Here is a 26091-nt window from a genome sequence, read left to right on the forward strand (position 1 = left end):
TTTTGGATGATATTATCCCTCTAATAGAAAAATGTCCTCCTTACCAAAAAAGTATACGCTTTCTATAATGGGGGGTGTAAGTGAATCTACCGCGTTTGAGGAGGGGTCTAGAAACATGAGGAAAAGTTTGATGCTGCTGCTGTCTTTGATTTTTATCGCTTCCGCGCTGCTCGCCGGCTGCGGATCATCAGGGAACGGAGGGAATAAAGCTCCGGCGAACGAAGGGCAAGGGACCGCAAATAACGGGAAAACCGGATCCGGGACAGAGACGAGCAATGAGCCGTTCGAGATTACGATTCGCCATACGCAGGTCGGGGAATCGAAGAAGTTCCGTTTGGCGATGCTCGAAGATGTCGTCAAACAGACGGAAGCGGCCGTCCCTGGCTTGACGGTTAAGCTGGATGCGGTGGACTCGGAAGTCAACCGCAAGGAGAAGCTGCGCGGCGAAATGGCCGCCGGGAAACCGCCGGAAATTTTCGACGTGTTTGGCAGCCCGGATGCGGAGCTGTATGCCAAAGAAGGCTTGATGCTCGATTTGACGCCAATTATCGAAGAACTTGGCATCAAGGATAAATTCACGACTCTCGATCCGTTTACTCATGACGGCAAAGTGTACGGACTGCCGATCGGCGGATCTATCGAAGGTTTCTTCTATAATAAAGAATATTTTACGCAAAAAGGGCTGCAGGTGCCCAAAACGCTGGGCGAGCTGGAGCAAATCGCCGAGAAGATCAAGGCCGACGGCAAAATTCCGTTTGCGCAAGCCTCCAAGGATGCTTGGATTCCGCTGATGATCACAAACAATTTATGGTCGTATTATGCGGGTCCGGAAATTACGTATGGCTTTAAAAGCGGGGCAACGAAATGGACGGACGAAAGTATGGTCAAAGCGATCGCCAAACACCAGGAATGGGTGCAAAAGGGTTATTTCAAAAAAGGCGAGCTTGGTTTTGAATACGCGGACATGAGAAATCAGATCATCACGGGCGAAGCGATGATGATGATGGACGGCTCCTGGGCCAACTCCGTCTTCCGCGATCCCGAGCAGGCCGGCGACATGGTCGGCAAAATCGGCTACTTCAACATGCCGCCGCTGAACGAAGGCGACCCGGTCATCGTTATGCAGGACGCCAACAACGGGTACGGCTTCTCCAACGCCGTCGCGGAAGATCCGCGGAAGCTGGCGGCCGTCAAAGAGTTCATCAAAAACATGTGGACGGAAGAAATGCAGTTGCGCGGCCTTAAAGAAGACGGCGTGCTGCCGGCGATGAAAATGGATCTTGAGCAAATGAAAACGGCGTCCGACGACCCGCTTATGCAGGACATTTTCAAGGGCGTCAGCGAAATCGGCACCTCGTTCCCGGCGTTTGACGCTCTGGTGCAGGCGGATGTAAATACGGCCCTGAGCATGGGGATTCAGCAAATTATCGGCGAAGAAATCAAGCCGGAGCAAATGCTGGAAAACGTCCAGGCCGCACAGGATGCAGCCAACGCCGTAGAGTAACAGATCACGAACGAATTTCGGCAAGGGCGCCGCTCGCCTCGATGGCGTGGGGCGCCCTTGCTCCCGATTACGGAGGTTATTGGCATGAACAAAGCGCTTAGAAATCCTCTGCTATATGTGCTGTTCGTTTTACCGGCCTTTGTGCTGTTTCTGGCTTTCTTTATTTATCCGATTTTTACCGCCATCAATCACAGCTTTACCAGCTGGAACGGGATCTCGAAAAACCTAAGCTACATCGGCCTGGACAATTACGCCACGGCCTTGCATGATAAAGCCTTTTGGAAATCGGTACGCAACAATGCGTATTTCATCCTGTTTTCCTGCCTGGTCCAAGTGCCGCTGATCGTCTTTTTTTCGCTGCTGATCGCAAGCGTGAAAAAGTTAAAAGGTGTGTACAAAACAGCTGTGTTTATGCCGTCCATCATGTCGACCGCGGTGATCGGCATTTTGTGGGGATTTATTTATAACCCGGATTTTGGGCTGATGAACAAGGTGCTGGGCGTATTTGGTATTCCGCCGGTCTATTGGCTGTCAGACAAAAATTGGGCGATGTTATCCATTCTGATTACCAATGCCTGGCAGTGGACAGGTTTCTACATCGTGATGGTGCTGGCGGCGATCCTCGCCATTCCGCGAGAACTGGAAGAAGCGGCGGCGATCGACGGCGCGAGCGGCATTCAGCGGGCGTTTAAAATCACGATCCCGCTCATCATGCCGATCATTTCCGTCGTCATTATGCTGTCGGTGGCCGGGGCGATGAAAGCGGCGGACATCGTGCTCGTCATGACCAAAGGCGGTCCGGCGGGATCGACGGACGTGATGGCGACGTATATGATCCGCTACGCGATCACCAGCTTCCGCCACGGCTTTGGGAACGCGATCGCGGTGCTTATTTTCGTGTTTACAATCCTCATTACGGCGGCATACCAGCTCTTCGTCTCCAGACGAACGGAAAGGATTGAATACTGATGAGAGCGCTCAAAAAAACGATCCCGCACATTTTTCTAATGGCCTATCTGCTCGTCATTTTATATCCGTTTCTGTTCGTGTTGTTTTCCTCGGTCAAAAGCAATAACCAGGCGATCGCTGCAAACCCGTTTGGACCGCCGGGTTCGATTATTTTTGACAATTACATCAACGCTTGGGTGAACGCCAAAATCAGCACTTATTTTTTTAACAGCTTGTATATCGGCGTATTGTCGGCCTGTCTGTCCATCCTGCTGGCGGCGATGCTGGCGTTTGCGGTGACGCGGATGCGCTATGGCCGGATTAGCATGGTTATCTTTCAACTGATTCTGCTGGGAATGCTGATTCCGAACAACTCGCTTTTGCTGCCGATTTACGGGATGATGCGCAGGCTGAACGTACTCGACACGCATCTGGCGCTCATTTTGCCCTATGTGGCGAACGCGATTCCGCTTTCGGTCATTATCCTGGCCGCCTTCATGCGCTCGATCCCTGGGGAGATCGAAGAAGCCGCCGTCATGGACGGTCTTGGCTCCGCCAGGCTGTTCGCGCGAATCATCGTTCCGTTGACCGTTCCGGCTATCGTCACGGTGTTTATCGTCAATTTTCTCGGGAACTGGAACGAGTTTTTGCTGGCAAACTACTTTTTGTCCAGCGACGAGCTGCGTACGTTGCCGGTAGGCATGGTCGGGTTCCGCGACGCCTACAATACGAACTATGCCCAGATGTCGGCCGGGATCGTGTTCAGCGTGCTTCCTGTCATGATCATTTACGCCGTGCTGCAGGAAAAAATTATTGAAGGAGTGACGGCGGGAAGCGTTAAAGGATAAGCGGCGGCGTGGTAAAATGAGGTAAAACACCAAAGTAAACATCAAGCATATTCGCTCAAAGCATGGGAGCTGCCGCCGATGAATCTGCGCATCAAATTATTTACCGCTTTTTTAGGGCTCGTTATTATCCCTTTGTTTATTTTGGGAATTATTACGTTTTGGGTCACGTTTCGTTCGATCGAAACGAAATACAGCCAGCAGGCGGAGTATTCGCTGAAGGCGATCGGTTACAGTATCAAAAGCGCGCTGCATGAAATGGACAACGTGACCGACAACGGTATTGCCAAAGGAGTGTTCCAGGATGCGCTGGTGGCGAAAGATCCGGATTCGCAGGATTTGACGGCGACGACCCAACTGGAACTGAACGCCAACCAGCGGAACTTCCGCTCGCTGCTGTACAGCCATCCCGCCATCGATTACGCATTCCTGTACAATCTTCATGGCGGGGAACGCTCGAATGTTATCGCGATTTTTAATAAGGAAAATTTTCAAACGCTGCCCTATGAAAAATTCAAAGAGCATTCTTTATATAATGAAGTGATGGCGTTAAACGGGATGCCAAGGTGGATCGGTCCGCACGAATATCCGGAATTGACCGGATCGGACAGCGTGTTTACGCAGATCCGGCTGATCAAGAAGCTCAGCAATCTGGAGCGTGTGGGCGTGCTGGTGGTGCAGATCAAAAATTGGGAGTTCGAAAAGATTTTTCAAAACTTGAATTTGGGCAGCAATTTGCAGGATACCCGGTTTATGCTGGTCAATGATCAGGGGCTTATTTTGTACGATTATCAGGCGGAGCTGGATGGCCGGCAAATCGGAGAGTACATTTCGCACAAATGGCAGTTCCCCGCAAACTACCACAGCTTCAAAGGGAAATTTGACGGGCAGGAAAGCGTCATTTCGATTTATAAGCTTCAGGATTACTCCTGGAGCCTGGTGTCGGTGACTTCCTGGAGTTATCTGTCCCGGGAGGTGACGACGTTCGCCAAATGGTTTGTGGCGATCATTTGCGTGTGCGTGCTGACGGCGATGCTGTTTAACGTGCTGTTTATGAACCGGATTACCGGAACGATCGGCGTGATCGTGCGTTTCATGCGCAAGGTCGAAGGCGGCGATTTACACGCCAGGGTCGACGAAAAAGGCGACGACGAACTGCTGCTGCTGCAAAAAGGCTTCAACAATCAAATGGAGAAAATCAATGAATTGTTCGAGCAAGTGAAGCGGGAGCAGTTGCTGAAGGCCAATGCCGAGCTAAGGGTGCTGCAGGCGCAGATCAAACCGCATTTTCTGTTTAATACGCTGGAATCGATCAATGTGCTCGCCGTGCAAAACGAAGGGCGCAAGGTCAGCGAAATGGTCGTCCGCCTTGCCAGTATTTTGCGCATCAGCATTCAGGGGCGGGAAGAGATCAATTTGAGCCAGGAAATCGAGCATTTGCGCAATTATTTGGAAATCCAGAAATTCAGGTTCGACGATTTGTTTGATTATGAAATCAACGTTCAAGGCGAGATGCTGAATTGCCGGGTGCTTAAATTAACGCTGCAACCGCTGGTGGAAAACAGCATTCAGCACGGGTTTGAAGGAATTGAGCATAAAGGCAGAATCACGGTATCGGGGAGCATGGAACAAGACCGGATTCTATTGAAAGTGGAGGATAACGGAATTGGGATGACGAGCGAGCAACTGGCGATGATTCAGTACGCGGACCTGGAGGATTCGGCCTACGGGTCGGTGACGCCTTATCCGAGTCACGAACGCCGGGGACTGGGGCTGCGAAGCGTGTACGATCGGCTCCGATTCAAATACGGCCGCAAATACGGCTTGTTTATCTGTTCGCAACCGGGGCACGGAACGATTATTCAGTGTGTGATACCTAAATACGGGGCGGGTGATGACGATGCGTTTAAAAGCTCTGCTGGTTGACGATGAAATTCATATTTTGAGCAATTTGTCCAAAATATTGCCATGGGGAGATATGGGGTTCGAAATCGTCGGTTTGGCCCGGAACGGCAAGGATGCGCTGGAAGCGGCGGCCATGCATCGTCCCGATTTGATTTTGAGCGACATCCGCATGCCGGTCATGGATGGCATCACCCTGCTGCAAAAAGTTCGCGAGCTGAATTTTCCCTGCGAAATTTTGCTGCTGACGGGGTATCAAGAGTTTGAATATGCGAAGACGGCGATCCGTTACGGGGTCAAGGATTACATTTGCAAGCCGATCCATTATGCCGAGCTGGAGGAAACGGTGGGGCGGCTCGCCGGCGAAATTCGGGAGAAACGCAAAACGCTGGGCATGGAGAAACGCCTCGATCAGGCCAAGGATTTGGCTGCCGAAAATTTCCTGCTCCATTCGCTGCTTGGACAGGAAACGGAAAACGGCGTTTTGTGGGATGATGAGGAAGGTTCGGCGGAAGAACGGCGTTATACCGTCCTGCTGGTGGACTTCGAGGGTTACTCGCATCATTCCCTGCCCTGGAGCGCACATGAACGAAAAGCTTGGAATTTGCAGACTAAACACGCGATCCAAGAGATTTTTGGCGGTGTTTTCCCCGCAGGGGCCACGGTGCTGCAAATTCGCGAGGGAGAATGGTGTTTAGTGGCCCCGGGCAAGCCGGACAGCCCGCCGATCACGAAACAGGCGCTGCTTCCCGGAATTGAACGCCTGCGGCAACGGCTGCGGGAAGAGGGCGAGGACGGGCTTGCGGTCCGTTTTTGCCTGGAGCCGCGGCCGCAAGCAGCTCAGGAGCTGGCGGCGGCGTACTATCGGCTGCAGCAAATGCTGATCTTGAACGGGCCGGAGGAATGGTTTTTGGAGGCGGGGGAAGGACGTACGGTGGATTTCAGGGAAATATGGCCCGCTGAGGATTCCCGGATGCACTGGCGCTGGATCGAGCAGCTTGGCGGCGGCCTGCGCAACGGCAACCCGGAAGCCCTGGAACAGGTCGTGGCGGAGCTTAAACAGTATATCGGATATATGGATGAGCATCGGGCATACGCTGCCGTTAAGCTGCTGCATTATTTGCTGATTCACCTGCTGCGCGAAATGCGCGAGCTGCAGATGTTGCCCGGCGAGCAGGAGGAGGCTTTGTGGCAAAGGCTGCAGCGTTCGCTTAGCCTCAAGGATCTGTTGTCCCTGATCGTGTCGTTAATCGGGCAGGCGAAATCCCGCCTTTCCTCCAAAAAGACCTCCGAGTTGTTGATGATGACTGCGGAGAACTACATTCAGCAGCATTTGGGCGACGATTTTGGCATCGAGGAGCTTGCCGATCATCTCGGGATCAGCACGAGTTATTTTTGCCTGCTATTTAAAAACCACTTTGGGGAAACGTTCGTCGAATATCTGACCAAACAGCGGATCGAATTGGCTAAATGCCTGCTGCGCGAAAGCGGGCGCTCGATCGCCCAGATCGGCAGCGAAATCGGCTACCAGGAGCGGCGGTATTTTACCAAGGTGTTTCAAAAACATACCGGGATGACGCCTTCCGATTACCGTCTGAAGGAGACGGACGCATCCTGAGCGAGGAGTTGACGGGATATGAACGCAGAAGCACTCACCTTGGAGCAAAAGGTCGGGCAACTGTTTATTTGCGGTTTTCACGGCCTAACGCCGGATGAGCATATTCGGACGCTGATCCGGCAATACCATATCGGCGGGGTGGTGTATTTTCGCCGCAACATCGAAGCGGCCGCGCAGCTTGCCGGTTTGTCGCGTTGTCTGCAAGCGATCAACCGGGAGGCATCCGCAGTCCCGCTGTTCGTTTCAATTGATCAGGAAGGCGGCATGGTCGCCCGCCTGGATCATGAAGGGATGAGCCGGATTCCGGGGAATATGGCGCTGGGGGCGGCAAACGATCCGAAGCTGACGGAACAGGTGGCCGCGCTGGCCGCAAAGGAAATGGCCCTGCTTGGTATCAACTTCAATTTTGCGCCTTGCGTCGACGTCAACAACAATCCGGCGAATCCCGTCATCGGCGTGCGCTCCTTCGGGGAAGATCCGGGGCTTGTGGCGCAGCATGGAGCCGCGGCGATTCGCGGATTCCAGAGCCAAGGCGTGATTGCCACGGCTAAGCATTTTCCCGGGCATGGCGACACGTACGCCGATTCCCACCTTGGGCTCGCTGTGGTGCCTCACGGCAAGGAGCGGCTGCGCGAGGTCGAGCTGGTTCCGTTCCGGCGGGCCATCAAGGCGGAAGTGGATGCGATTATGACGGCGCATGTTATTTTTCCGGCTTTTGAGCCTGACGAAATTCCGGCGACGTTATCGCGGCGCGTATTGACCGATTTGCTGCGGGATGAGTTGGGCTACCGGGGACTTATCGTCACCGACTGTCTGGAGATGCAGGCGATTTCCCGCCATTTCGGAGTGGCGGAAGGCGCTGTGCGCGCGATCGAGGCCGGGGCCGATCTGGTCCTCGTCAGCCACACGATGGCGGAGCAGATCGCCGCGATCGAGCAGGTATGCGCGGCGGTACGCAGCGGGCGTTTGAGCAAGGAGCGGATCGATGCGTCGGTGGCGCGGATTTTGGCGCTGAAGGCGGAGCGGCTTGGGAGCGTTGTGGACGCGGCGGCAGCGTTCGGGCTGCCCGATCCGCTAACGCCGCAGGCGGAAAGCGCCGGCTTGCTCCGCCGCTGCGCCGAACGCAGCGTCACGCTCGTTTGCGATGCCGGCAATCTGCCGCTTGATCCGGCTAGGCCCGTGCTGGTCGTGTGGCCGGAGCTGCGCCACCGCACCGAGGTGGATGAGCCGGCGGTGCACTCTTATACGCTTGCCGATGCGTTAAAGCCGCTTCATGAGCAGGTCGCCCTTGCCCTCATCGGCTCGCGTCCGGCGGCCGCGGAAATCGCCGCCGTGCTCCGGCAGAGCGCTAATTTTGAACAAATCGTCGTGGTCACCTACACGGCGGAGGGAGAAATTGACGAAGGGCAGAAAAGCTTGGTGAATGCCCTCATTCAAGCCCGGGGCTCACGGCTGATCGTCGCATCTTCGCGAAACCCTTACGATATCCATGCTTTTCCGGACGTCGGCACGTATTTGTGCCTTTATGAAAATCGTCCTTTTGCCCTGGAGGCGTTGGCCGGGGTGCTGACCGGAAAACTTAGGACTAAAGGAGTCTTGCCGGTGAGCCTGAGTGCCCGTTATTCTTCGGGGAGCGCGGGGGACAAATAGTTTGTCTAATTTTGTATATAATCTTTAGAAACTTTTCCCCTTTACTTGCGTTTAATAGATTGTGAGATCACGAGGGATCTACATAAAAATGGGAGAGTAAAGGGAGTTTAGGCATGAATTTGAAACGATTGTTAATCACCACGATTTTAGCAACATCGCAAATTGCCATGGTTCTTCCGGCAAGCGCAGAGGAGCTCGTTCAGGGGGATAATCCGGGCGCGAACAGTGTTTCGGAGCAATTGATAGGTCAGGTCACATCGACTGATCAAAACGGAATGAATGAAGACAATGCGGGTCAGGTTCAAACCGGAGGCCAGACCGGGGACTTAGAGCAGACTGGAAACGGCGACACGGATGGAACTGCGGTTCCTGTGGAAGGGCAGAACGGAACGAACGATGGCAGCGGCGGAGTGACGGTTACAGATCCGGCCACGACGACAACTCCTGGCTCGCAAACGACAACGACGGCGGGTTCGGGCCAACTGATTTTGATGGTAAACAGCAATAAAATGTACCAAGATGGAAAAGAATACCTTGCTGGCTATCCGATGGAGGTTAAAGCCGGCGTATCCTATATTTCGATCCGTGCCATCGTGGAGCGGGCCGGATTTGAACTCTCCTTCGACAATAGTACCAAGGAAACGATTATCAAGCGCGGCGATGACGAATTGCGGTTTAAACTGGACACGACCTATTACAAGGTCAACGGCGTGACGCAGACGATGCGGGGAAAATCGTATTCCGTCAAAAACAATTTCATGGTGCCGTTGACGGCGATCACCAAAGCTCTGAACATTTCCTATGAATATGATTCGGTAGGCAAGCGGGTCATCGTGAATTTGGCGACGCCGCCAACCGCTACTTTTACGATCGGCAATAAGGAGATTATTGCCGGCGAGACGCAGGTGCAATACATTACCCAATCCTCTTCTCCGAGCGGCCTGGACATCGTCAATGAGGAATGGACCGGCCGTCAGGACGTGTTCGCGGAGCCGGGAAGCTACACCGTTACCTATCGGGTTCAGGATTCCAGGGGCCAGTGGAGTAATCCGTTCTCCTTGACCGTTAACGTATCTAAACCGCATACTCCGCCGGTTGCCAGTTTCACGACCGACAAAGATACTTACAAAATGGGCGAATTGATTTTGTATACCGATCTTAGTACCGATGAAGTCGGCATTACCGACCGCAAATGGGAAAACAATAAGCTGGCCTTCTTTACGCCGGGCCCAGTGACGATTCGGCTGACGGTCGTCAACCAGTTCGGTCTGTCTTCAACGACCGAGAAGACGATCAACATTACGAACGAACTGCTGTATCCTGAAGACGAATTCAACAAGATCTTCGTTCCGGTCGGCGACAAATTCACCTTCGACGGCGGGCAAGTGCCAAGCTGGAACAAAATTCAATATTCCTATACTTCCGAACCGGTAACCCTGATTCGCAGCAACAGCCCGGAAACGGTTTACAGTAAAGGTTTGTTGTATCGGGAGAATGCGATCGGGGCTACCCGCTTTATGGTCCATCACGTGAACTCCACCGGCACGCCGAAGAACATGTACGTGATTGCCACAAACAATAATGCGGAAACGACCCATCTGTCCCAATCGTTCCTTGGCTTCGGCGGGCCAAGCCCTTTTGCCACGGCAGCGGGGAAAGTATCCGTGCAGCGGTATTTCGAATCGATGCAAAACGGCAACAAATATAAAGATATGTGGCTCGCTCCGGGCGAAAGTAAAATCATTTTGAACGAGCTGAGCGAAAAGCCCCTGAAGCAGGGAGATGTCATCTCTTTGTTTGCGGATTTATACAGCGATCATATGTTGCAATATAACGTAGTGATGGTCGATCAAGGAGAGGATCCGATTAGCGCGCTGCCTAGTTTAATCGCTCCGCCGGAGGATGTTCACAACCGGGGAACGTACATGGAATCAACCCGGATCATCGAGGTTGCGGATTTGATCGGGACGACGCCATCCCGCCTGGCGATCGGCGATAACGTAAGCGACCCGTTCCAGGTCGGGGCGGACGGAATTACGCAAGCCTATAAAACGAATGCCGGCAATTTTGGAATGTTGTATAAAATTAAACTGCACCGTGTTGCCCCAAATACGCTTGTGACGTTTAACCCGCGGGGCGGAAGATACATGGGCGTCATCATGGTGAACGGAAGCGTCGTACAGCTGGCCAACGGTTCCAGCCTAAGCGCGCCGAGTGAAAACGGCGTATTGTTCCGCACCGGGGACCAAGAACAGACGGTAGAGCTGCTGTTTACGGCGGCCCCGGGCAGCAACCTGCCTTTCAATATTCTGTTCCAGCAAATGCCCGCAACGAAAAAATAAACAATAAACAGGCACGGCGACGATCGCCGTGCCTGTTTATTTTGAAATGAAAGATTTATGGTTCAACCTAATCATCAGTGCTTGACAGTCAAGCCGGCAACAGAGCGTGGCCTGGAGCGAGACTCGCTATCCGGAGGCTTTGCACGATTATCCCGTTTGACCAGGTGACTTGGCTTCCTGAACCAAAGGAATAAAGGTGCAAAGTGGTTTGGAGAGACGCCCCCCTTAAGGACTTCTATATGAATCATAAAATGTCGTTCCTCGATGATCCATGACGGATTTTGCGCCCTGAGCCCAGTCTCATTGACGGGGCTTACGTTTTGCGGCATTATTAAAGAAGACGCATGTAGAAACGGTTCAAGACGGGAGGAATGTCACATGCTGTCGACGGAGGAAATCATCAAGGTGATGTCCAGCCGGGGGCTGCGGATTACGGATCAACGCAGAAGTCTGGCAAAGCTGTTTGCCGGGACGGACGGTTATTTGACCCCAAAGGACGTTTATGAATATATGGGCAAGGAGTATAGCGGGCTCAGCTTCGATACCGTGTACCGGAATTTGCGGGTGATGGAAGAACTGGGCGTTTTGGAGCAAGTTGTATTCGAAGACGGCTTGAAGTTCAGGGCTTCTTGCAGTGAAGGAGAACATCATCATCATATGATCTGCCTGCAGTGCGAAAAGACGTACCCGATTCATTTTTGCCCGATGCCGCTGACCGATGCGCCCGAACAGTTTCAGGTGGTGAAACATAAATTCGAAGTATTCGGATACTGTAAAAACTGCCGTCCGGACGGGAAAGAAGAGCAGGTTCCGGAGCAGCACGGGGTGTCCTGAAATGGGCGTGGTGCGCAAGACGTTTCAGGCTCCGATTTACGTTTACCGCAAATTCATTTCTCCTCTGAAGCCGCCGACCTGCCGGTTTTATCCGACCTGCTCGGCATACGCCCTGGAGGCAATCGAGGTTCACGGGCCGCTGAAGGGATCCTGGCTGGCGGCCAAACGCATCGCCAAATGCCATCCTTTTCATCCGGGAGGCATTGATCCGGTTCCGCCAAAAGTGGAGAAACGGCGAGGTGGACGCGGAACACCGCCGGTAAGGGACGGTCAGGCCTGAAGCTAAGTCTTGAGTTGGGGCGGCCCCCTGCTTGACATGGCCTGGAACTTTTCTTAATATATAAGAAAGTTATATACTTCCAGTGAACGGATGAGTACAAAGCAGGGATTCAGCCACAGAGAGCCGGGGCAGCTGCAAACCGGTCTGAATCCGCTTTGGAAGATGGTCCGGGAGGAATCGCTTTCGAGCCGGCCCCCGCGTTTTTACGTGCGGATGGGTAAGGGAGCGGCGTAAATCCGGCGATAACGGAGAGGTCGTTTATCGACCTGCAGAGCCCGCCGCCTGCGAAGGCGCGGGGAATTTGGGTGGTAGCACGTGAGCAATCTCTCGTCCCATAGGGGGCGGGAGTTTTTTTGTTGCATTAAAATGCGCGTTCAACTACCTCTTAAAGAATAAGGAGATGAAAGTGGATGTCTAACAACAAACCAACCTTTTACATCACGACGCCGATTTATTACCCGAGCGACAAGCTGCACATCGGGCACGCTTATACGACGGTGGCCGGCGATGCCATGGCGCGCTACAAGCGGCTGCGCGGGTATGACGTGCGCTACTTGACGGGAACCGACGAACATGGGCAAAAGATCGAGCGCAAAGCGCAGGAGAAAGGCCAGACCCCGCAGCAGTTTGTGGACGGCATCGTCGCCGGAATCAAGCAGCTGTGGGAGAAGCTGGACATTTCTTATGACGATTTTATCCGCACGACGGAGCCGCGGCATAAGCAGGTCGTTGAGGAGATTTTCGACCGGCTAGTTAAGCAAGGCGATATTTACAAAGGCGAATACGAAGGCTGGTACAGCATTCCCGACGAAACGTACTATACGGAATCGCAGCTTGTCGATGTCGTAAGGAACGAAAAAGGCGAAATCATCGGCGGTAAAAGTCCCGAAAGCGGACATCCGGTCGAATTGGTTAAGGAAGAGAGTTACTTTTTCCGGATGAGCCATTACGTGGACCGTTTGCTTAAGTATTACGAGGAAAATCCGGACTTCATTCAGCCGGAATCGCGCAAAAACGAAATGATCAACAATTTTATCAAACCCGGGCTGGAGGATTTGGCCGTATCGCGGACGACGTTCGACTGGGGCGTGAAGGTGAAGGGCGATCCGAAGCACGTTGTATACGTGTGGATCGACGCTTTGTCCAACTATATTACCGCGCTGGGGTACGGCACGGACAATCCGGAGCTGTTCGAACGGTATTGGCCGGCGGACGTGCATCTGGTAGGTAAGGAGATTGTGCGTTTTCACACGATTTACTGGCCAATTATGCTGATGGCTCTCGGACTGCCGCTGCCGAAAAAAGTGTTCGGGCACGGCTGGCTGCTGATGAAGGGCGGCAAAATGTCCAAATCAAAAGGCAATGTCATGGACCCGAGCGTGCTGATCGAGCGCTACGGTTTGGATGCGACCCGCTACTATTTATTGCGCGAGGTGCCGTTTGGTTCGGACGGTTCGTTTACGCCGGAAAGCTTTGTTCAGCGGGTGAATTCCGATCTCGCCAATGACCTGGGCAACTTGTTGAACCGGACGGTTGCGATGGTCGATAAATATTTCGGCGGTGAAGTGCCGGCATACCAGCCTAATGTGACGACGTATGACGCCGACCTGGTTAAGTCGGCAGAAGAAACGGTCCGCAAGGTGGAGGAAGTGATGGAGAATATGGAATTCTCGGTCGCTTTGACCTATATTGGGGCGTTTATCAGCCGCACAAACAAATACATTGATGAGACGCAGCCGTGGGTGCTGGCGAAGGATGAAGCCAAGCGGGCGGAGCTCGCTTCCGTCATGGTCCATTTGGCCGAATCGCTGCGTATCGCTTCGATTCTGTTACAGCCATTCCTGACGCAGGCGCCGGCAAAAATCTGGGCCCAGCTCGGGATCGCTCCCGGGGAGCTGACGACCTGGGAGAGCCTGCACACGTTTGGTCTGATTCCGGCCGGTACGAAGCTGGTCAAAGGCGAGCCGATCTTCCCGCGGCTTGATGCGGAGCAGGAAGTCGAGTTCATCGTGAACTCGATGAGCGGGGGGGCACCGGCCGAGGCGGAGGCAACTGCACCGGCAACGGCGAGCGGGGCTGCGGCGATTCCGGCGGCGGAGAAGCCGGAGCTGAAGGACGAAATCGGCATCGACGATTTCGCCAAGGTGGAGCTGCGCGTGGCGCAGGTGCTCGCCTGCGAGCCGGTTCCGAAGGCCGACAAGCTGCTGAAGCTGCAGCTTGATCTCGGGTTTGAGCAGCGTCAGGTTGTATCCGGCATCGCCAAGTTTTACAAACCGGAGGAACTGGTCGGACGCAAGGTCATTTGCGTCACCAACCTGAAGCCGGTGAAGCTGCGCGGCGAGCTGTCGCAGGGGATGATCCTTGCGGCTTCGCAAGGCGATCAACTGACGCTGGCGACGGTGCCGGACTCGATGCCAAACGGCGCGGTCGTCAAGTAAGTTATACGGGGCTGCGGTCATTTGCCTGTAAAACCGCCGGGAGTTAACGTACTCCTTGGCGGTTTTTTGTTTTTTGCCGACTTTTTCGAGGAAGACTAGAAAGTAGCCCGGAGGGAATTAATAGTTGACAATCGTTTGTGAATGGTCCTATAATCCTTTTGGTAATCATTACGATTAAGAAAAGGAGAATTAATCCATGCGTTTACATAAAAGAAGCTGGATCATACCGGCTGTTCTGCTGCTTGCGGGGGCGCTGCTGCTTTCCGCGTGCGGGAAGGATTCCGGAGGAAAGATCGTGGAGGGCAAAGTTAACGTTGTGACGAGTTTTTATCCAATATATGAATTTGCCCAGGAAATCGGCGGGGAGAATGCGAACGTCATCAACCTGCTGCCGACGGGCGTGGAGCCGCATGATTGGACGCCGCGCAGTCAGGACATTTTGAATACTTCGAAAGCCCAGTTGTTTCTGTACAACGGTGCTGGGCTTGAGGGATGGGTACCCAATTTCCTGAAGGGTCTGGGGAATAACGCCGGGGTCAAAACGGTGGAGGTCAGCGAAGGCATTGAGCTGATTCGGGCGGAAGGCGACGACGGCCATGGACATGGGGCGGAAGCAGAGGAAGCCGGCGATGCGCATGCGGAAGGAACTCAGGAATCGCATGAAGGGCATGATGTCGACACATCCGTCGATCCGCATACCTGGGTAAGCCCCAAATCCGCGATGGTTATGGCGAAAAATATCAAAGACAGCTATGTCGCGGTTGACCCGGAACACCGGGCGGATTACGAAGCGCGTTATGAAACATTGGCCGCCAAGCTGCAGGCGCTGGATACCGAATTTACGGAACAATTGGCCGCCGTGTCCCGTCACGAAATCGTCGTCTCGCATCAGGCGTTTGGCTATTTATGCCGCGATTACGGTTTGACGCAGCATGCGATTATGGGACTTTCGCCGGAAGCCGAGCCGCGGGCGCAGGATTTGGTCGCTTTGTCGAAGCTGGTGAAGGATCGGGGAATCAAGTATGTATTCTTTGAGGAACTAGTCTCGGACAAATTGGCCAAAACGCTGGCATCCGAAGCCGGCGTGCAGACGATGGTGCTGAACCCGGTCGAAGGCTTGACCAAAGCGCAGGAACAGGCCGGGGACAACTATTTCACCTTGATGAAGAAAAATTTGCAAAATTTGCTTCTCGCTCTACAATAAGAAAATAAGAAGAAACAATGATCGACGAACATTCCATGAAGATAATCCGCATTTGGCGGAAGTTTTTCTTGCGATATTAGAAGGGAGCCATTGCTCCGGAAGGAAGACGTTATGAAATCCGACACAACCGCGGCCTTGCAGGCCGTTTGCCATGACAGTATCATCGAGCTGGACCATGTTTCTTTTGCCTATAAAGAACAAAAAGTGATTTCCGACTTCAGCTTCGCCGTCCGGGAGAGAGATTTCGTCGGAGTAATCGGCTCTAACGGAGCAGGCAAAACGACCCTGCTGCGCATGATGGTCGGTTTGCTGCCGCCAACGGAGGGGGAAATCCGCCTGTTTGGCGAGCCGATCCGGCGTTTTCGCGATTGGGAACGAATCGGATACGTGCCGCAGAAAAATGCGTTTAACCCGCTATTTCCGGCGACCGTTCGCGAAGTGGTGTTATCGGGATTGTACAGCAACAAAAAGATTTTTCGCCCCATCAGGCGTGAGGAGCAGCGCAAATGCGACGATGCGTTAGAGGTGATGCGGATCGGCGATCTCGCGGGCAAACGGATCGGCCAGCTGTCGGGTGGGCAGCAGCAGCGCGTTTTTTTGGCCCGGGCGCTGGTGAACAAGCCGGATTTGCTCGTTTTGGACGAGCCGACCGTCGGGATCGACGCGCAGACGCAGGCCGATTTTTTTGAATTGATTTTTCATATGCATGCTCACCATCATATGACGTTCCTCATGGTTTCCCACGATATCGAAATGATCGAAGGGCGTCTGGGGAGCGAACCGCGCGAGCGGTGCGGCGCGATTAAATTTTATGTGCGCCACTCGCATGAGCAGGATTGCGCCATCCCGGACCTGCAGCATTCGCTGAATTAGTCCTTACGAAGTGAATTTTGCTTCGCAAAACTTTGAGGAGTTGTGAATCTTGGAAATCTTAACCGCTGATTTTTTTCAAAGAGCGCTGGCCGGAGGGGTGCTCATCGGGCTGACGGCGCCGTTGATCGGAATATTTCTGGTACTGCGCCGCCTGTCCATGATTGGGGATACGCTAGCGCATGTGACGATTGCCGGGGTCGCTTTGGGCTTTCTCGTCGGCGTCTATCCTGTGGGGATCGGGTTGGCCTTTGCCGTTGCCGCTTCCTTTGCGATTGAAAAGCTGCGCAAGGCGTACAAGGGTTATGCCGAGCTTTCGATCGCCATTATTATGTCGGGCGGGGTTGCCTTGGCTTCTCTGTTCTTTACACTGGGGATGGGTTACAATACGGATGTGGTCAGTTATTTGTTCGGAAGCATTTATACGCTTGATACCACTGATCTGTATGTCGTAGGGGGCGTGACCGTCGTTGTTGTCGCGGTGGTGTCCTTGTTTTTTAAAGAATTCTTTTTGCTCACTTTTGAAGAGGACGCTGCGTCTGTCAGCGGGTTGCCCGTAAAGCTGTTGAATTTGCTCATCACTGTAATGACGGCGCTTGTAATCAGCACGGCAATCAAGATCGTCGGCGCCTTGCTGGTGTCCGCGCTGTTGACGATTCCGGCGGCCTGCAGCTTGCTGATTGCCCGCAGCTTCAGAACATCCGTTATTTTCTCGGTTATTGTAGCCGAAATCGCTGTGGTTGCCGGTTTGATAACGGCGGGAATTTGGAACCTGGCTCCCGGCGCGACGATCGTGCTTCTGCTGATTTTTATGCTTATATTAACCTTGCTTGGGAAAAAAGGCTTGTCTGCTTAAGCCGCGGTTATGAAATGCGAAATAGACTGTTATGGAGGTTACGATGGCCGATATCAATCTGGGACTCGCTTTTGGCGCGGGGGTGGCTTCATTTATTTCCCCGTGCTGTCTGCCTTTATATCCTTCCTATTTATCCTATATCACCGGGATGTCGGTTCAGCAGTTGAAGACGGAACAGAGCAAGCGGGAGGTCCGATTCCGGACGATGACCCATACGCTCGCGTTCATTTTTGGCTTTTCCGTTGTTTTTTACACGCTTGGTTTTGGCGCGGGGTTGTTCGGCGAGTTGTTCAACCAATACCGGGATCTGATCCGCCAGCTTTCCGCCATTTTGATCATATTGATGGGGTTGTTTTTGCTCGGCCTTTTCCAGCCGCAGTTTCTGATGAAGGAGCGCAAGCTCGACCTCAAATTCAAGCGGGCCAGCTATATCGGGTCGTTCATTTTCGGCGTCGGCTTTTCCGCCGGCTGGTCTCCCTGCGTCGGGCCGATTTTGGCGGCGATTATCGCGCTTGCCGTCAGCGAACCGGGAACATGGCTTGGCCTGATTACGGCCTATACGCTGGGCTTTGCCGTTCCTTTTTTTATTCTGGCGTTTTTTATCGGTTCTACCAAATGGATCGTCCGCTATTCCGCGGTGATGATGAAAATCGGCGGCGCTCTCATGCTGCTTATGGGTGTGTTGCTGTTTACGAACCGCATGGCTCAAATCACCATTTGGCTGCAGCAAATTACTCCGGAGTGGCTGAAGTTTTGACGTGGGCGGAAGCGAAGAAAGTGTGCAAAAGTGCACTTGCCAACGGACAATCATAACATGTATCATAAACAGAGTAGTGTTTTTGCGTACAATGAAGTCCGCTTCAACTCATGGAAAAGAGGGAATCATCAGATGCCAACGCCCAGTATGGAGGATTATTTAGAGCGAATCTACAAGCTGATCGACGAGAAGGGATACGCGCGAGTATCCGATATCGCGGAAGGTTTGGAGGTTCATCCTTCGTCTGTTACGAAAATGATTCAGAAATTGGACAAGGATGAATATTTGATTTACGAGAAATATAGAGGACTGGTATTGACCAGCAAAGGCAAAAAAATCGGAAAACGGCTCGTCGACCGGCACCATCTGCTGGAGGAGTTTCTCGGCATGATCGGGGTCGATCATGAAAATATTTATAAAGACGTGGAAGGGATCGAACATCATCTGAGCTGGGATTCCATTACCCGCATCGCAACGCTGGTGGAATATTTCAAACGCGACAGCTCGCGGATTCACGATCTGGAAAACGTGCATCAGGAATTGTTAAACGAATCCTAGAAGAAGCATCTGTCTTATGACCAAGGCAGATGCTCTTTTTTTGCAGAACCGCAACTCTTGGGCTCTTCAAAGCGTTAATATGAAGTAGACGGATTTGTCCATACATAAAATTTTTGGAGGTTACTGATGAAATTTCGCACATGGTTTATTCCTCTTCTCGTTCTCTTACTGATGTGGCCGATGGGCGGGCAAATGAAGGCAAACGCAGCTGACACCATTACGATTCTATTGGACGGGACGAAGTTATCCACCGATGCCCCGCCTTATATTAAACCGCAGCAAAACGTCACCATGGTTCCGCTAAGGGTCATTAGCGAAGGCTTGGGTGCAGGGGTGGCATGGTCGCAGGCCGCGAAAACGGTCACGATCCAAAAGGACGGCAGCACCCTGGCTCTTGTCGTCGGTGAACAAACCGCTCAGGTTAACGGCGCTCCTGTAGGACTCGACGTTTCGGTGGAAAGTTCGCAAGGGCGCACAATGGTCCCGCTGCGCTTTGTCAGCGAGCAACTTGGGCTGGGTGTTGATTGGAATCAGCAAGCGAAGACGATCTCGCTCTCTACGGGGCAGGAAGTGGAAACGCCTGCCGCCGGCACGGACAAGGATGCCGATGAGTACGACTCACAGAGTGATCTGCCGCAAACACCGCAGACACCGGGGGCAGGAACGGCCGCAGACGGGCTGCGCGGCGTCTGGGTGTCCACCGTTGCCAATCTGGATTGGCCGAGCACAAGCTCATACGGAAAAACGGAAGCGCAAAAGACGGAATACATCAAGCTGCTTGATGATGTGCAAGCGATGGGGATAAACGCGGTGTTCGTCCAAGTTCGCCCTTCGGCGGATGCCATTTACCCTTCCAAGCTTGTTCCGTGGTCCTCTTACTTGACGGGAACGGCCGGCAAAAATCCGGGGTATGATCCGTTGAAGTTTTTGATCGAGGAAACGCATCGCCGGGGCATGGAGTTCCATGCCTGGTTTAATCCGTTCCGGGCCAGCACGGGCGGGGATGCCAGCAAGCTGCCGGTAAACCACGTCGCCAACGAGCACCCGGATTGGATCGTGAAATTCGACGGCAAGCTCTATATTAACCCGGGCATTCCGGAAGCCAGGGAGCATGTGATTGAGGCGATTATGGAAGTCGTCCAAAACTACGAAATCGATGGCGTTCACCTGGACGATTATTTTTATCCGACGGGGGAAACGGCATCGAGCAAGTTTAACGATGACAGCACGTACAAACAATATAATGCCAAGCAAATTTCCAACAAGGGTGACTGGCGCCGGGATAACATCAATCAATTTGTAGAAGATCTTGGGGCCAGCATCAAGCAGGAAAAGCCGAAAGTCTCGTTTGGCATCAGCCCGTTTGGGGTATGGCGCAACAAAGCGAACGATATTACGGGTTCCGACACGAAGGCGGGCATCACGGCTTATGACAGTACCTATGCCGATGTACGCGCCTGGATCAAGCATGGATGGATCGATTACGTCGCTCCACAACTCTACTGGAGCCTGACGCGCAAGGAAGTCCAATACGACGTGCTGGCCGATTGGTGGGCCAGCGAAGTTCGAGGTACGGGCGTAAAACTGTACATCGGCCATGCTCCGTACAAGATCGGCACCCCGGAAGTTGGCTGGTCCAGTGCGTCGGAAATCATCAACCAGCTGGAGTATAACCGTCAAGTCCCGGAAATCAGCGGCAGCATCTTTTTCAGTGCCAAAGACTTGCGCAAAAATCCGCTTGGGCTGATTCCGCTGCTTAAGGATTATTACGGCATGTAAGATTTCTGCAGGATTTACTTGACAACGGAGTTTGGATCATATAAATTCGAACTCATACTAACTCATATGAAATAGCCGTGATTAAGGACATAAGCTTCCATTTCGTGCCCCCAGAGAGGAGGCCAGCAGCTGAAAGGCCTCTGCCGCGAGGGAATGCTTCCCGCCTTAGGAGCTGTACGGGAGAACATCACCGTAACCCGTACCGGATTCCGCCGTTATTCGGATTAGAGCATCGTTGCTTTTTACGCATAACGGTGAAATTAGGGTGGTACCACGACACATTCGTCCCTGACGAATGTGTCTTTTTGCGTTTATGCGGCTAATTCATGAAACGATAAGGAGGTCATCTGCCATGCGTCAAAGCAGGTTATTGTTGCCTACGTTAAGGGAAGTTCCGGCCGAAGCCGATTCGGCCAGCCACGCTTGGCTGCTTCGGGCCGGTTATATTCGTCAATTGGCTGCCGGGGTTTATACCTATTTGCCTTTAGGCAGGCGCGTTCTTCACAAACTCGAACAAATCGTCAGAGCGGAGATGGAGCGGGCCGGCGCGCAGGAATTGCTGCTGCCGGCGTTGCAGCCGGCCGAGCTCTGGCATGAGTCTGGCCGTTATTCCCGTTACGGAGCTGAACTCATGCGGCTGAACGACCGCCACGGCCGGGAATTTGTGCTTGGACCGACGCACGAGGAGGCGATTACCAGCTTGCTTAAAGGGGAGGTTCATACTTACCGGAAGCTGCCGGTTTCGGTATATCAAATCCAGACGAAATTCCGGGATGAACGGCGCCCCCGCTTCGGTTTGCTGCGCGGCCGGGAATTTCTGATGAAGGATGCCTATTCCTTTGATGCGGACTGGAGCGGCCTTGATGTTTCCTATTCATTGATGTACCGGGCGTACCGGAATATTATGGAGCGCTGCGAGCTCGACTATCGAGCCGTTGAAGCGGATTCCGGCACGATTGGGGGCGAAGGCGGGTCCCATGAATTCATCGTTTTTGCCGGCATCGGCGAGGATGTTGTGGCGGCCTGCGATCATTGCGATTACGCCGCCAATATCGAAAAAGCTGCCTCATTGCACAACGTGAGTATGCTGCCGCTGCCCGGGGACGCCGCTTTGGAAAAAATGCATACGCCCGGAGTGCATACCATCGAGGAATTGACGACGTTTTTGCAAGTTCTGCCCGAGCAACTGATCAAAACGCTGATTTATGTGCTGGACGGCAAACAACTGGTAGCGGTTGTCGTGCGCGGGGATCATGAAGTTAACGAACTAAAGGTGCAAGCCTATATGGGCGCCGAAAGCATTGAACTTGCCGACCCGGTTACGGTTGAGCAAGCCACCGGCGCACCGCCCGGTTTTGCGGGTCCTCTCGGATTAAAAATCCCCATTCTTCTCGACCGGGACGTCAGCACGCTGCCGGAGGGGATCGCGGGAGCGAATGAACGCGATTTCCACCTGCGGCATGTCAGCCCGGCCCGGGATATCATAACGAGTCATATCGGCGATTTTCGTTTTGTGGTTGAAGGAGAAACTTGCCCGAAATGTAAGGACGGAAAGCTGAAGTTATCCCGCGGGATTGAAGTGGGGCATATATTTAAATTGGGGACAAAGTATAGCCAAATGCTGGGAGCGTCCTATTTGGATCGGAAGGGGAAGCAGCAGGATATCATAATGGGATGTTACGGAATCGGCATCTCGCGTTTGCTCTCCGCCGTGGTCGAGCAGCACTATGACGAGCGCGGAATCGTTTGGCCGGCGGCTCTGGCGCCTTATCGGGTGCATATCATTCCTGTTTCCGTGAAGGATCGGCAGCAAATCGAACTGGCCGAACAACTGTATGAACAACTCGCCCGGAAGGGAATCGAGGTGCTGCTGGACGATCGCGACGAACGCCCGGGGATCAAGTTCAATGATGCCGACCTGATCGGCATCCCTTACCGCATTATTATCGGGAAAACAGCCAAACAAGGCGTGATTGAATTTGTAAAACGCGGGGAAGCAGCGGTTGAAAAGTTAACGGTAGAGGAGATCCTTTCCCGCTTAGCGCTCCCGCTACAATAAATCTCCGCATACGTACAACCTCCGCCATCATACATAAGCAGTAGACTTGTGTATGGGATGGGGGCTTTGGGAGCGATGCTGATGAACGGCGTGTTTGAAGGCGGGGGCGTCAAAGGCATTTCGCTGGCGGGAGCGGTGAGGGCGGCCGAGAAATACGGGGGGAAGTTCCATCGCGTTGCCGGAACCTCATCCGGGTCGGTCGTGGCCTCGCTGATCGCCGCCGGGTATACCGCGGAAGAGATGAAGGAAATCATCATGTCCACGTCGTTTTCCCGCTTCCTCAAACGGGCGCACATTTTCAATATGGCGTTCATCGGGCCGGCGATGCGGGTGCTGCTCAAAAAAGGACTCTACTCGGGCGAGGCGTTTGAGGATTGGATCCGGCAGGTTTTGCTGGCTAAAGGCGTAAGGACGTTTGCCGACCTGGACCAAGGCAAGTTAACGATCATCGCATCGGATATTACGAACGGCAAAATCCTGGTGCTGCCGGACGACCTCTCTAAAATCGGCATTCGGCTGGAATCGTTCGAGGTTGCCAGGGCCGTGCGCATGAGCTGCAGCATTCCGTATTTTTTCGATCCCGTGCTGCTGCGCCTGCCGCCAAAGCTGGTCAAAGGCAAGCCGTTTTCCGAACAATTTCTTCATGTTGTCGATGGAGGGCTGCTCAGCAATTTTCCGCTTTGGCTGTTTGACCAGGAACCGCCGCGCAGCGGAGAGCGGATTCCTACGGTCGGGTTTCAAATGGTCGGCAAAAACACCAATCAACCGCATGACATCCGCGGGCCGTTTTCCATGCTGCAGGCGATCGTGGAAACGATGCTGGCGGCGCATGACGAAAGATATATCGAACAGTCCAACCGCTATCGGACGGTCAAAATTCCGACGTTGGGATTTGCCACGACGCAATTTGATGTCAACGAGGAGGAGAGCCTGCTGCTTTACGAATCGGGCTTGCGCGCCGGCGAGCGGTTTTTCGGCAAATGGAACGCCCAATATTATGAAGAGCAATTTAACAAATATCAGCAGGCGAATCCGGGCGCTTTTAAATAACAGGTACAGATGTCCCGGGAAAAAGACGGGCGAAATCCACTAGCGTTGCATTAACTATCAATCTAGACAACTTGCAGCCCTGATACATTCCAGATTTCCTGGGGAGATGATCATGTTTTCAAGCCGATAATACGCCCACCGGAAATCTAACGGTTGTAGCAGCGGCTATTTTGCGAAAAAAGCCTTTTTCAAAACTCTAACGGTTGTGATCGCCGTTATTTGCCTGAATCTAAGCATACTAAGCCGGAATTCAGTGAAATAAGCGCTATGGCAACCGTTACAATTTGAAATCAATGTTTTTGGAACAAATAACGCTTGTGGCAACCGTTAGAATATTGGTGTGGCTAGAAATTTATCTTGTCAGATTTAATGCAACGCTAGTGGGCGAAATCTAGAAAAGCAGGGCGAAAGCCATCTTGCATGGCTTTACGTCCTGCTTTTTTCAAACAACCTATTTTAGTGGTATTTTGGCAAATCGTCGTCATTTTTGCCTTTCTGACCGTCAATGACTTGAAAAGGATAAGACTTGCGTTTTTCGCTAGAGGGCCCTCGCCGTTGTTCGGCGGCAATCTTGGCCATTGTCCGCGCGGAAGGCTTGATTTTGGGCTGCTGCTTCTTCCGGTATTTCCGCGGCGGGAACTTGTATAGCAGAAATACGATGCCGACGATGGCGACCGGAACGATGATGTTCGCCAAACTGATGGCATGGCTAACGAATATTCCGTTAACGATGCCGATTACGACCAGGAGCATGATGATCCAAAACATGATGCCTTGTTTTTTCATGCTTTCATCACCCTTTCAGAGGATCCAATGCGGAACTTACCGGCGATTCCACGACATGAACTTTCTCCAGCTCGGCATCCAGCTCGCGCATGCGGTTAAAAGAAGCGATCGACACTTCCACCTGATCGTCGGTTGGTTCCTTGGTTGTGAGAAGCTGAAGCCAAAGACCCGGGTATCCAAGGAAACGCAGCACCGGAATATCCCGCACGGCGTTGGTGAACCGCAGCAATTCAAAAGAGATGCCAATGACCAGCGGGAGCAGCAGAATCCGGATGTACATCCGTTCCCATACCGTATCCCAGCTGAAAATCGGCAGCGAATAAATGATGACGCCGACGATGACCGTTAAAATAATAAAGCTGCTGCCGCAGCGGTAATGCAGGCGGCTGTATTTTTGCACGTTCTTGGGTGTTAATTCTTCCCCCGCCTCATAGGCGGAGATGACTTTATGCTCTGCGCCGTGATACTGGAACAGCCGCTTGACGACCGGGGTTTGCGAGATAAGCCAGAGATAGGTCAGCAACAGCGCGATTTTGATAATGCCTTCCACAAGCGAGTGCAGCGTTTGGTTCGCAAAAGCGTGCTGGAACAAGTACTGTTCAAGCAGGGCGGGAACCAGCGTGAAAATGATTTTGCCGACGATAAAAGATAAAACCCCAGCGACGGCGACGCCGACCAGCATCGTCAGCGAGAAGCCGGACTCCTCTTTTTCCTTCTGCTTGGCGCGTTCCTCCGGCTCCACCTCGTCATCCGCCATAGCTTCGGCGGAATAATTCAGATGCTTGGAGCCTTTCGCGCTGGAATCAACGATGCTGACAATACCGCGGATCAGCGGAATTTTGCGCAGCTTTTTGACCCAGTCATTATCTTGTTTGGGAACCTCGAAAAAAGTAATTTCTCCCGTTTTGCGGCGCACGGCTGTCACATTGACGTGTTTACCGCCGAACATGACGCCTTCTATAACGGCTTGGCCGCCGTATATCTTGGGTGTGGATTGCTCAGGCAAGCATTTCACCTTCCTACAAATAGATATGAGTTGATATAAGTGTTTGTGCGAATGGACGGTGGACATCACTCGTAATGATTCCATTGTATCGAACTTTACGGGCAAATTCTAGTTGTTTAGGCTTTTTGGAATTGAGCATACTAACCAACAAAATATTTCTAAAATGGGAAGGATGGAAACGCATGGATCAACCGCAGCGGGAAAAACAGGAACCCAAAGGGAACGGACGGGAGCATTCGCAGGAGGGCGGGCATGAGGAGAGCCTGCAATTTTATGGGCAGACCTGGCGGCAGCATAGGAGGGAGCGGACGAACATTTGGTTCTATTCCCTCGAGATCGGTTTTTTTGCCGGCCTGATCTGGGGAGCGGTCAAAGGGCTGTTTTATTTCTTTCGCTTCACGACGATTGTGCCCGGGTATCTGGTGGAGCCCTTTTTTAAAAGATCATTTTTATACAGTCAAGCAGGTTATTATGTCGGATGGCTTTCCTTCATCGTTTTTTCCATTTTGGCTACGCTCATCTACACGGTTCTGTTCCGCAAGCTGAAAGGGCCGGGCCCGGGAATTCTGTACGGCATCGTTTGGTGGGGGCTGATCTTCGGTATCCTCGGCCCGATGTTCGGAATGACGCGTCCGCTGCTTGAGCATTCGAGAGATACGCTCATCAGCGAATTTTGCCTCTATTTATTATGGGGATTGTTCATCGGTTACACGACCGCGGAAGAATATACGGACGAACGGGAGCGCGAACCGAAAAAGTCTCCGGGGGGCGTGCTGCAGTAAGACAAAAAGCTTCTCAAGCAGCT

General features: G+C 52.9%; 22 protein-coding genes and 1 other annotated feature. Of the genes, 20 read left to right on the plus strand and 2 right to left on the minus strand.

Annotated features, from left to right (window positions below; genetic code table 11):
- The first annotated feature begins 115 nt into the window (after positions 1–115).
- From ACLD72_RS20135 to ACLD72_RS20225, 19 genes are all read left to right on the plus strand, one after another.
- Positions 116–1504 carry an extracellular solute-binding protein gene (locus ACLD72_RS20135; protein WP_410997718.1) on the plus strand — a complete coding sequence of 463 codons (1389 nt, stop codon included), beginning with the start codon at positions 116–118 and terminating at the stop codon, positions 1502–1504.
- Between the two features lie 84 nt (positions 1505–1588).
- Positions 1589–2473 carry a carbohydrate ABC transporter permease gene (locus tag ACLD72_RS20140; protein ID WP_410997720.1) on the plus strand — a complete coding sequence of 295 codons (885 nt, stop codon included), beginning with the start codon at positions 1589–1591 and terminating at the stop codon, positions 2471–2473.
- Positions 2473–3300, plus strand: coding sequence for a carbohydrate ABC transporter permease (locus ACLD72_RS20145; RefSeq protein ID WP_410997722.1), 828 nt, complete (start codon positions 2473–2475; stop codon positions 3298–3300). The genes ACLD72_RS20140 and ACLD72_RS20145 overlap by 1 nt, the downstream gene beginning before the upstream one ends.
- 78 nt (positions 3301–3378) lie before the next feature.
- Positions 3379–5223 carry a sensor histidine kinase gene (locus ACLD72_RS20150; protein ID WP_410997724.1) on the plus strand — a complete coding sequence of 615 codons (1845 nt, stop codon included), beginning with the start codon at positions 3379–3381 and terminating at the stop codon, positions 5221–5223.
- On the plus strand, positions 5198–6817 hold the full coding sequence (locus ACLD72_RS20155; RefSeq protein WP_410997726.1) for a response regulator: 1620 nt from the start codon (positions 5198–5200) through the stop codon (positions 6815–6817). Before ACLD72_RS20150 ends, ACLD72_RS20155 begins: the two co-directional genes overlap by 26 nt.
- 18 nt (positions 6818–6835) lie before the next feature.
- The gene (gene nagZ / locus ACLD72_RS20160; protein WP_410997728.1) at positions 6836–8467 is read left to right on the plus strand and encodes a beta-N-acetylhexosaminidase; all 1632 of its coding nucleotides are present in this window, start codon (positions 6836–6838) and stop codon (positions 8465–8467) included.
- Positions 8468–8580: 113 nt separating this feature from the next.
- Positions 8581–10809 carry a stalk domain-containing protein gene (locus ACLD72_RS20165; protein ID WP_410997730.1) on the plus strand — a complete coding sequence of 743 codons (2229 nt, stop codon included), beginning with the start codon at positions 8581–8583 and terminating at the stop codon, positions 10807–10809.
- Positions 10810–11187: 378 nt separating this feature from the next.
- Positions 11188–11643, plus strand: a complete 456-nt coding sequence (locus ACLD72_RS20170; RefSeq protein WP_410997740.1) for a Fur family transcriptional regulator — start codon at positions 11188–11190, stop codon at positions 11641–11643.
- 1 nt (position 11644) lies between these two features.
- Positions 11645–11923: a membrane protein insertion efficiency factor YidD gene (gene yidD / locus ACLD72_RS20175; protein WP_410997742.1), complete on the plus strand. Its 279-nt coding sequence runs from the start codon at positions 11645–11647 to the stop codon at positions 11921–11923.
- 90 nt (positions 11924–12013) lie between these two features.
- The gene (locus tag ACLD72_RS20180) at positions 12014–12157 is read left to right on the plus strand and encodes a hypothetical protein (RefSeq protein WP_458476121.1); all 144 of its coding nucleotides are present in this window, start codon (positions 12014–12016) and stop codon (positions 12155–12157) included.
- A gap of 176 nt (positions 12158–12333) precedes the next feature.
- On the plus strand, positions 12334–14361 hold the full coding sequence (gene metG, locus ACLD72_RS20185) for a methionine--tRNA ligase (RefSeq protein ID WP_410997743.1): 2028 nt from the start codon (positions 12334–12336) through the stop codon (positions 14359–14361).
- Between the two features lie 196 nt (positions 14362–14557).
- A complete protein-coding gene (locus ACLD72_RS20190; RefSeq protein ID WP_410997745.1) occupies positions 14558–15565 on the plus strand; it encodes a metal ABC transporter solute-binding protein, Zn/Mn family in 1008 nt (335 codons plus the stop codon).
- Positions 15566–15676: 111 nt separating this feature from the next.
- Positions 15677–16438, plus strand: a complete 762-nt coding sequence (locus ACLD72_RS20195; RefSeq protein WP_410997747.1) for a metal ABC transporter ATP-binding protein — start codon at positions 15677–15679, stop codon at positions 16436–16438.
- A gap of 49 nt (positions 16439–16487) precedes the next feature.
- The gene (locus ACLD72_RS20200) at positions 16488–17291 is read left to right on the plus strand and encodes a metal ABC transporter permease (protein ID WP_410997748.1); all 804 of its coding nucleotides are present in this window, start codon (positions 16488–16490) and stop codon (positions 17289–17291) included.
- A 43-nt stretch (positions 17292–17334) separates the two neighbouring features.
- A complete protein-coding gene (locus tag ACLD72_RS20205) occupies positions 17335–18048 on the plus strand; it encodes a cytochrome c biogenesis CcdA family protein (RefSeq protein WP_410997750.1) in 714 nt (237 codons plus the stop codon).
- Positions 18049–18180: 132 nt separating this feature from the next.
- The gene (mntR, locus tag ACLD72_RS20210) at positions 18181–18606 is read left to right on the plus strand and encodes a transcriptional regulator MntR (protein WP_128634269.1); all 426 of its coding nucleotides are present in this window, start codon (positions 18181–18183) and stop codon (positions 18604–18606) included.
- 126 nt (positions 18607–18732) lie between these two features.
- Positions 18733–20385 carry a family 10 glycosylhydrolase gene (locus tag ACLD72_RS20215; protein ID WP_410997753.1) on the plus strand — a complete coding sequence of 551 codons (1653 nt, stop codon included), beginning with the start codon at positions 18733–18735 and terminating at the stop codon, positions 20383–20385.
- Positions 20386–20453: 68 nt separating this feature from the next.
- Positions 20454–20678 (plus strand) — a binding site (T-box leader).
- Between the two features lie 59 nt (positions 20679–20737).
- Positions 20738–22444, plus strand: a complete 1707-nt coding sequence (locus ACLD72_RS20220) for a proline--tRNA ligase (protein ID WP_410997755.1) — start codon at positions 20738–20740, stop codon at positions 22442–22444.
- 75 nt (positions 22445–22519) lie between these two features.
- Entirely contained in the window at positions 22520–23494 is a 975-nt protein-coding gene (locus tag ACLD72_RS20225; protein WP_410997861.1) for a patatin-like phospholipase family protein, read from the plus strand.
- A gap of 456 nt (positions 23495–23950) precedes the next feature.
- Here ACLD72_RS20225 and ACLD72_RS20230 read toward each other — a convergent pair whose 3' ends face one another.
- Both ACLD72_RS20230 and ACLD72_RS20235 read right to left on the minus strand, forming a co-directional pair.
- A complete protein-coding gene (locus tag ACLD72_RS20230; RefSeq protein ID WP_410997757.1) occupies positions 23951–24280 on the minus strand; it encodes a hypothetical protein in 330 nt (109 codons plus the stop codon).
- Positions 24281–24287: 7 nt separating this feature from the next.
- Positions 24288–25286, minus strand: coding sequence for a DUF1385 domain-containing protein (locus ACLD72_RS20235; protein ID WP_410997759.1), 999 nt, complete (start codon positions 25284–25286; stop codon positions 24288–24290).
- Between the two features lie 182 nt (positions 25287–25468).
- Here ACLD72_RS20235 and ACLD72_RS20240 point away from each other — a divergent pair, with 182 nt between their 5' ends.
- A complete protein-coding gene (locus ACLD72_RS20240) occupies positions 25469–26068 on the plus strand; it encodes a YqhR family membrane protein (protein ID WP_410997761.1) in 600 nt (199 codons plus the stop codon).
- Positions 26069–26091: the final 23 nt, after the last annotated feature.

It is taken from the genome of Paenibacillus lacisediminis (genome assembly GCF_046567315.2).

Coding starts and splice junctions, on each gene's coding strand:
- ACLD72_RS20220 (WP_410997755.1), top strand. CDS start 20,738: ATGCGTCAAAGCAGGTTATTGTTGCCTACGTTAAGGGAAGTTCCGGCC.
- ACLD72_RS20140 (WP_410997720.1), top strand. CDS start 1,589: ATGAACAAAGCGCTTAGAAATCCTCTGCTATATGTGCTGTTCGTTTTA.
- ACLD72_RS20240 (WP_410997761.1), top strand. CDS start 25,469: ATGGATCAACCGCAGCGGGAAAAACAGGAACCCAAAGGGAACGGACGG.
- ACLD72_RS20215 (WP_410997753.1), top strand. CDS start 18,733: ATGAAATTTCGCACATGGTTTATTCCTCTTCTCGTTCTCTTACTGATG.
- nagZ (WP_410997728.1), top strand. CDS start 6,836: ATGAACGCAGAAGCACTCACCTTGGAGCAAAAGGTCGGGCAACTGTTT.
- ACLD72_RS20205 (WP_410997750.1), top strand. CDS start 17,335: ATGGCCGATATCAATCTGGGACTCGCTTTTGGCGCGGGGGTGGCTTCA.
- ACLD72_RS20195 (WP_410997747.1), top strand. CDS start 15,677: ATGAAATCCGACACAACCGCGGCCTTGCAGGCCGTTTGCCATGACAGT.
- yidD (WP_410997742.1), top strand. CDS start 11,645: ATGGGCGTGGTGCGCAAGACGTTTCAGGCTCCGATTTACGTTTACCGC.
- ACLD72_RS20135 (WP_410997718.1), top strand. CDS start 116: ATGAGGAAAAGTTTGATGCTGCTGCTGTCTTTGATTTTTATCGCTTCC.
- metG (WP_410997743.1), top strand. CDS start 12,334: ATGTCTAACAACAAACCAACCTTTTACATCACGACGCCGATTTATTAC.
- ACLD72_RS20155 (WP_410997726.1), top strand. CDS start 5,198: ATGCGTTTAAAAGCTCTGCTGGTTGACGATGAAATTCATATTTTGAGC.
- ACLD72_RS20230 (WP_410997757.1), bottom strand. CDS start 24,280: ATGAAAAAACAAGGCATCATGTTTTGGATCATCATGCTCCTGGTCGTA.
- ACLD72_RS20145 (WP_410997722.1), top strand. CDS start 2,473: ATGAGAGCGCTCAAAAAAACGATCCCGCACATTTTTCTAATGGCCTAT.
- ACLD72_RS20180 (WP_458476121.1), top strand. CDS start 12,014: ATGAGTACAAAGCAGGGATTCAGCCACAGAGAGCCGGGGCAGCTGCAA.
- ACLD72_RS20165 (WP_410997730.1), top strand. CDS start 8,581: ATGAATTTGAAACGATTGTTAATCACCACGATTTTAGCAACATCGCAA.
- ACLD72_RS20170 (WP_410997740.1), top strand. CDS start 11,188: ATGCTGTCGACGGAGGAAATCATCAAGGTGATGTCCAGCCGGGGGCTG.
- mntR (WP_128634269.1), top strand. CDS start 18,181: ATGCCAACGCCCAGTATGGAGGATTATTTAGAGCGAATCTACAAGCTG.
- ACLD72_RS20225 (WP_410997861.1), top strand. CDS start 22,520: ATGCTGATGAACGGCGTGTTTGAAGGCGGGGGCGTCAAAGGCATTTCG.
- ACLD72_RS20150 (WP_410997724.1), top strand. CDS start 3,379: ATGAATCTGCGCATCAAATTATTTACCGCTTTTTTAGGGCTCGTTATT.
- ACLD72_RS20190 (WP_410997745.1), top strand. CDS start 14,558: ATGCGTTTACATAAAAGAAGCTGGATCATACCGGCTGTTCTGCTGCTT.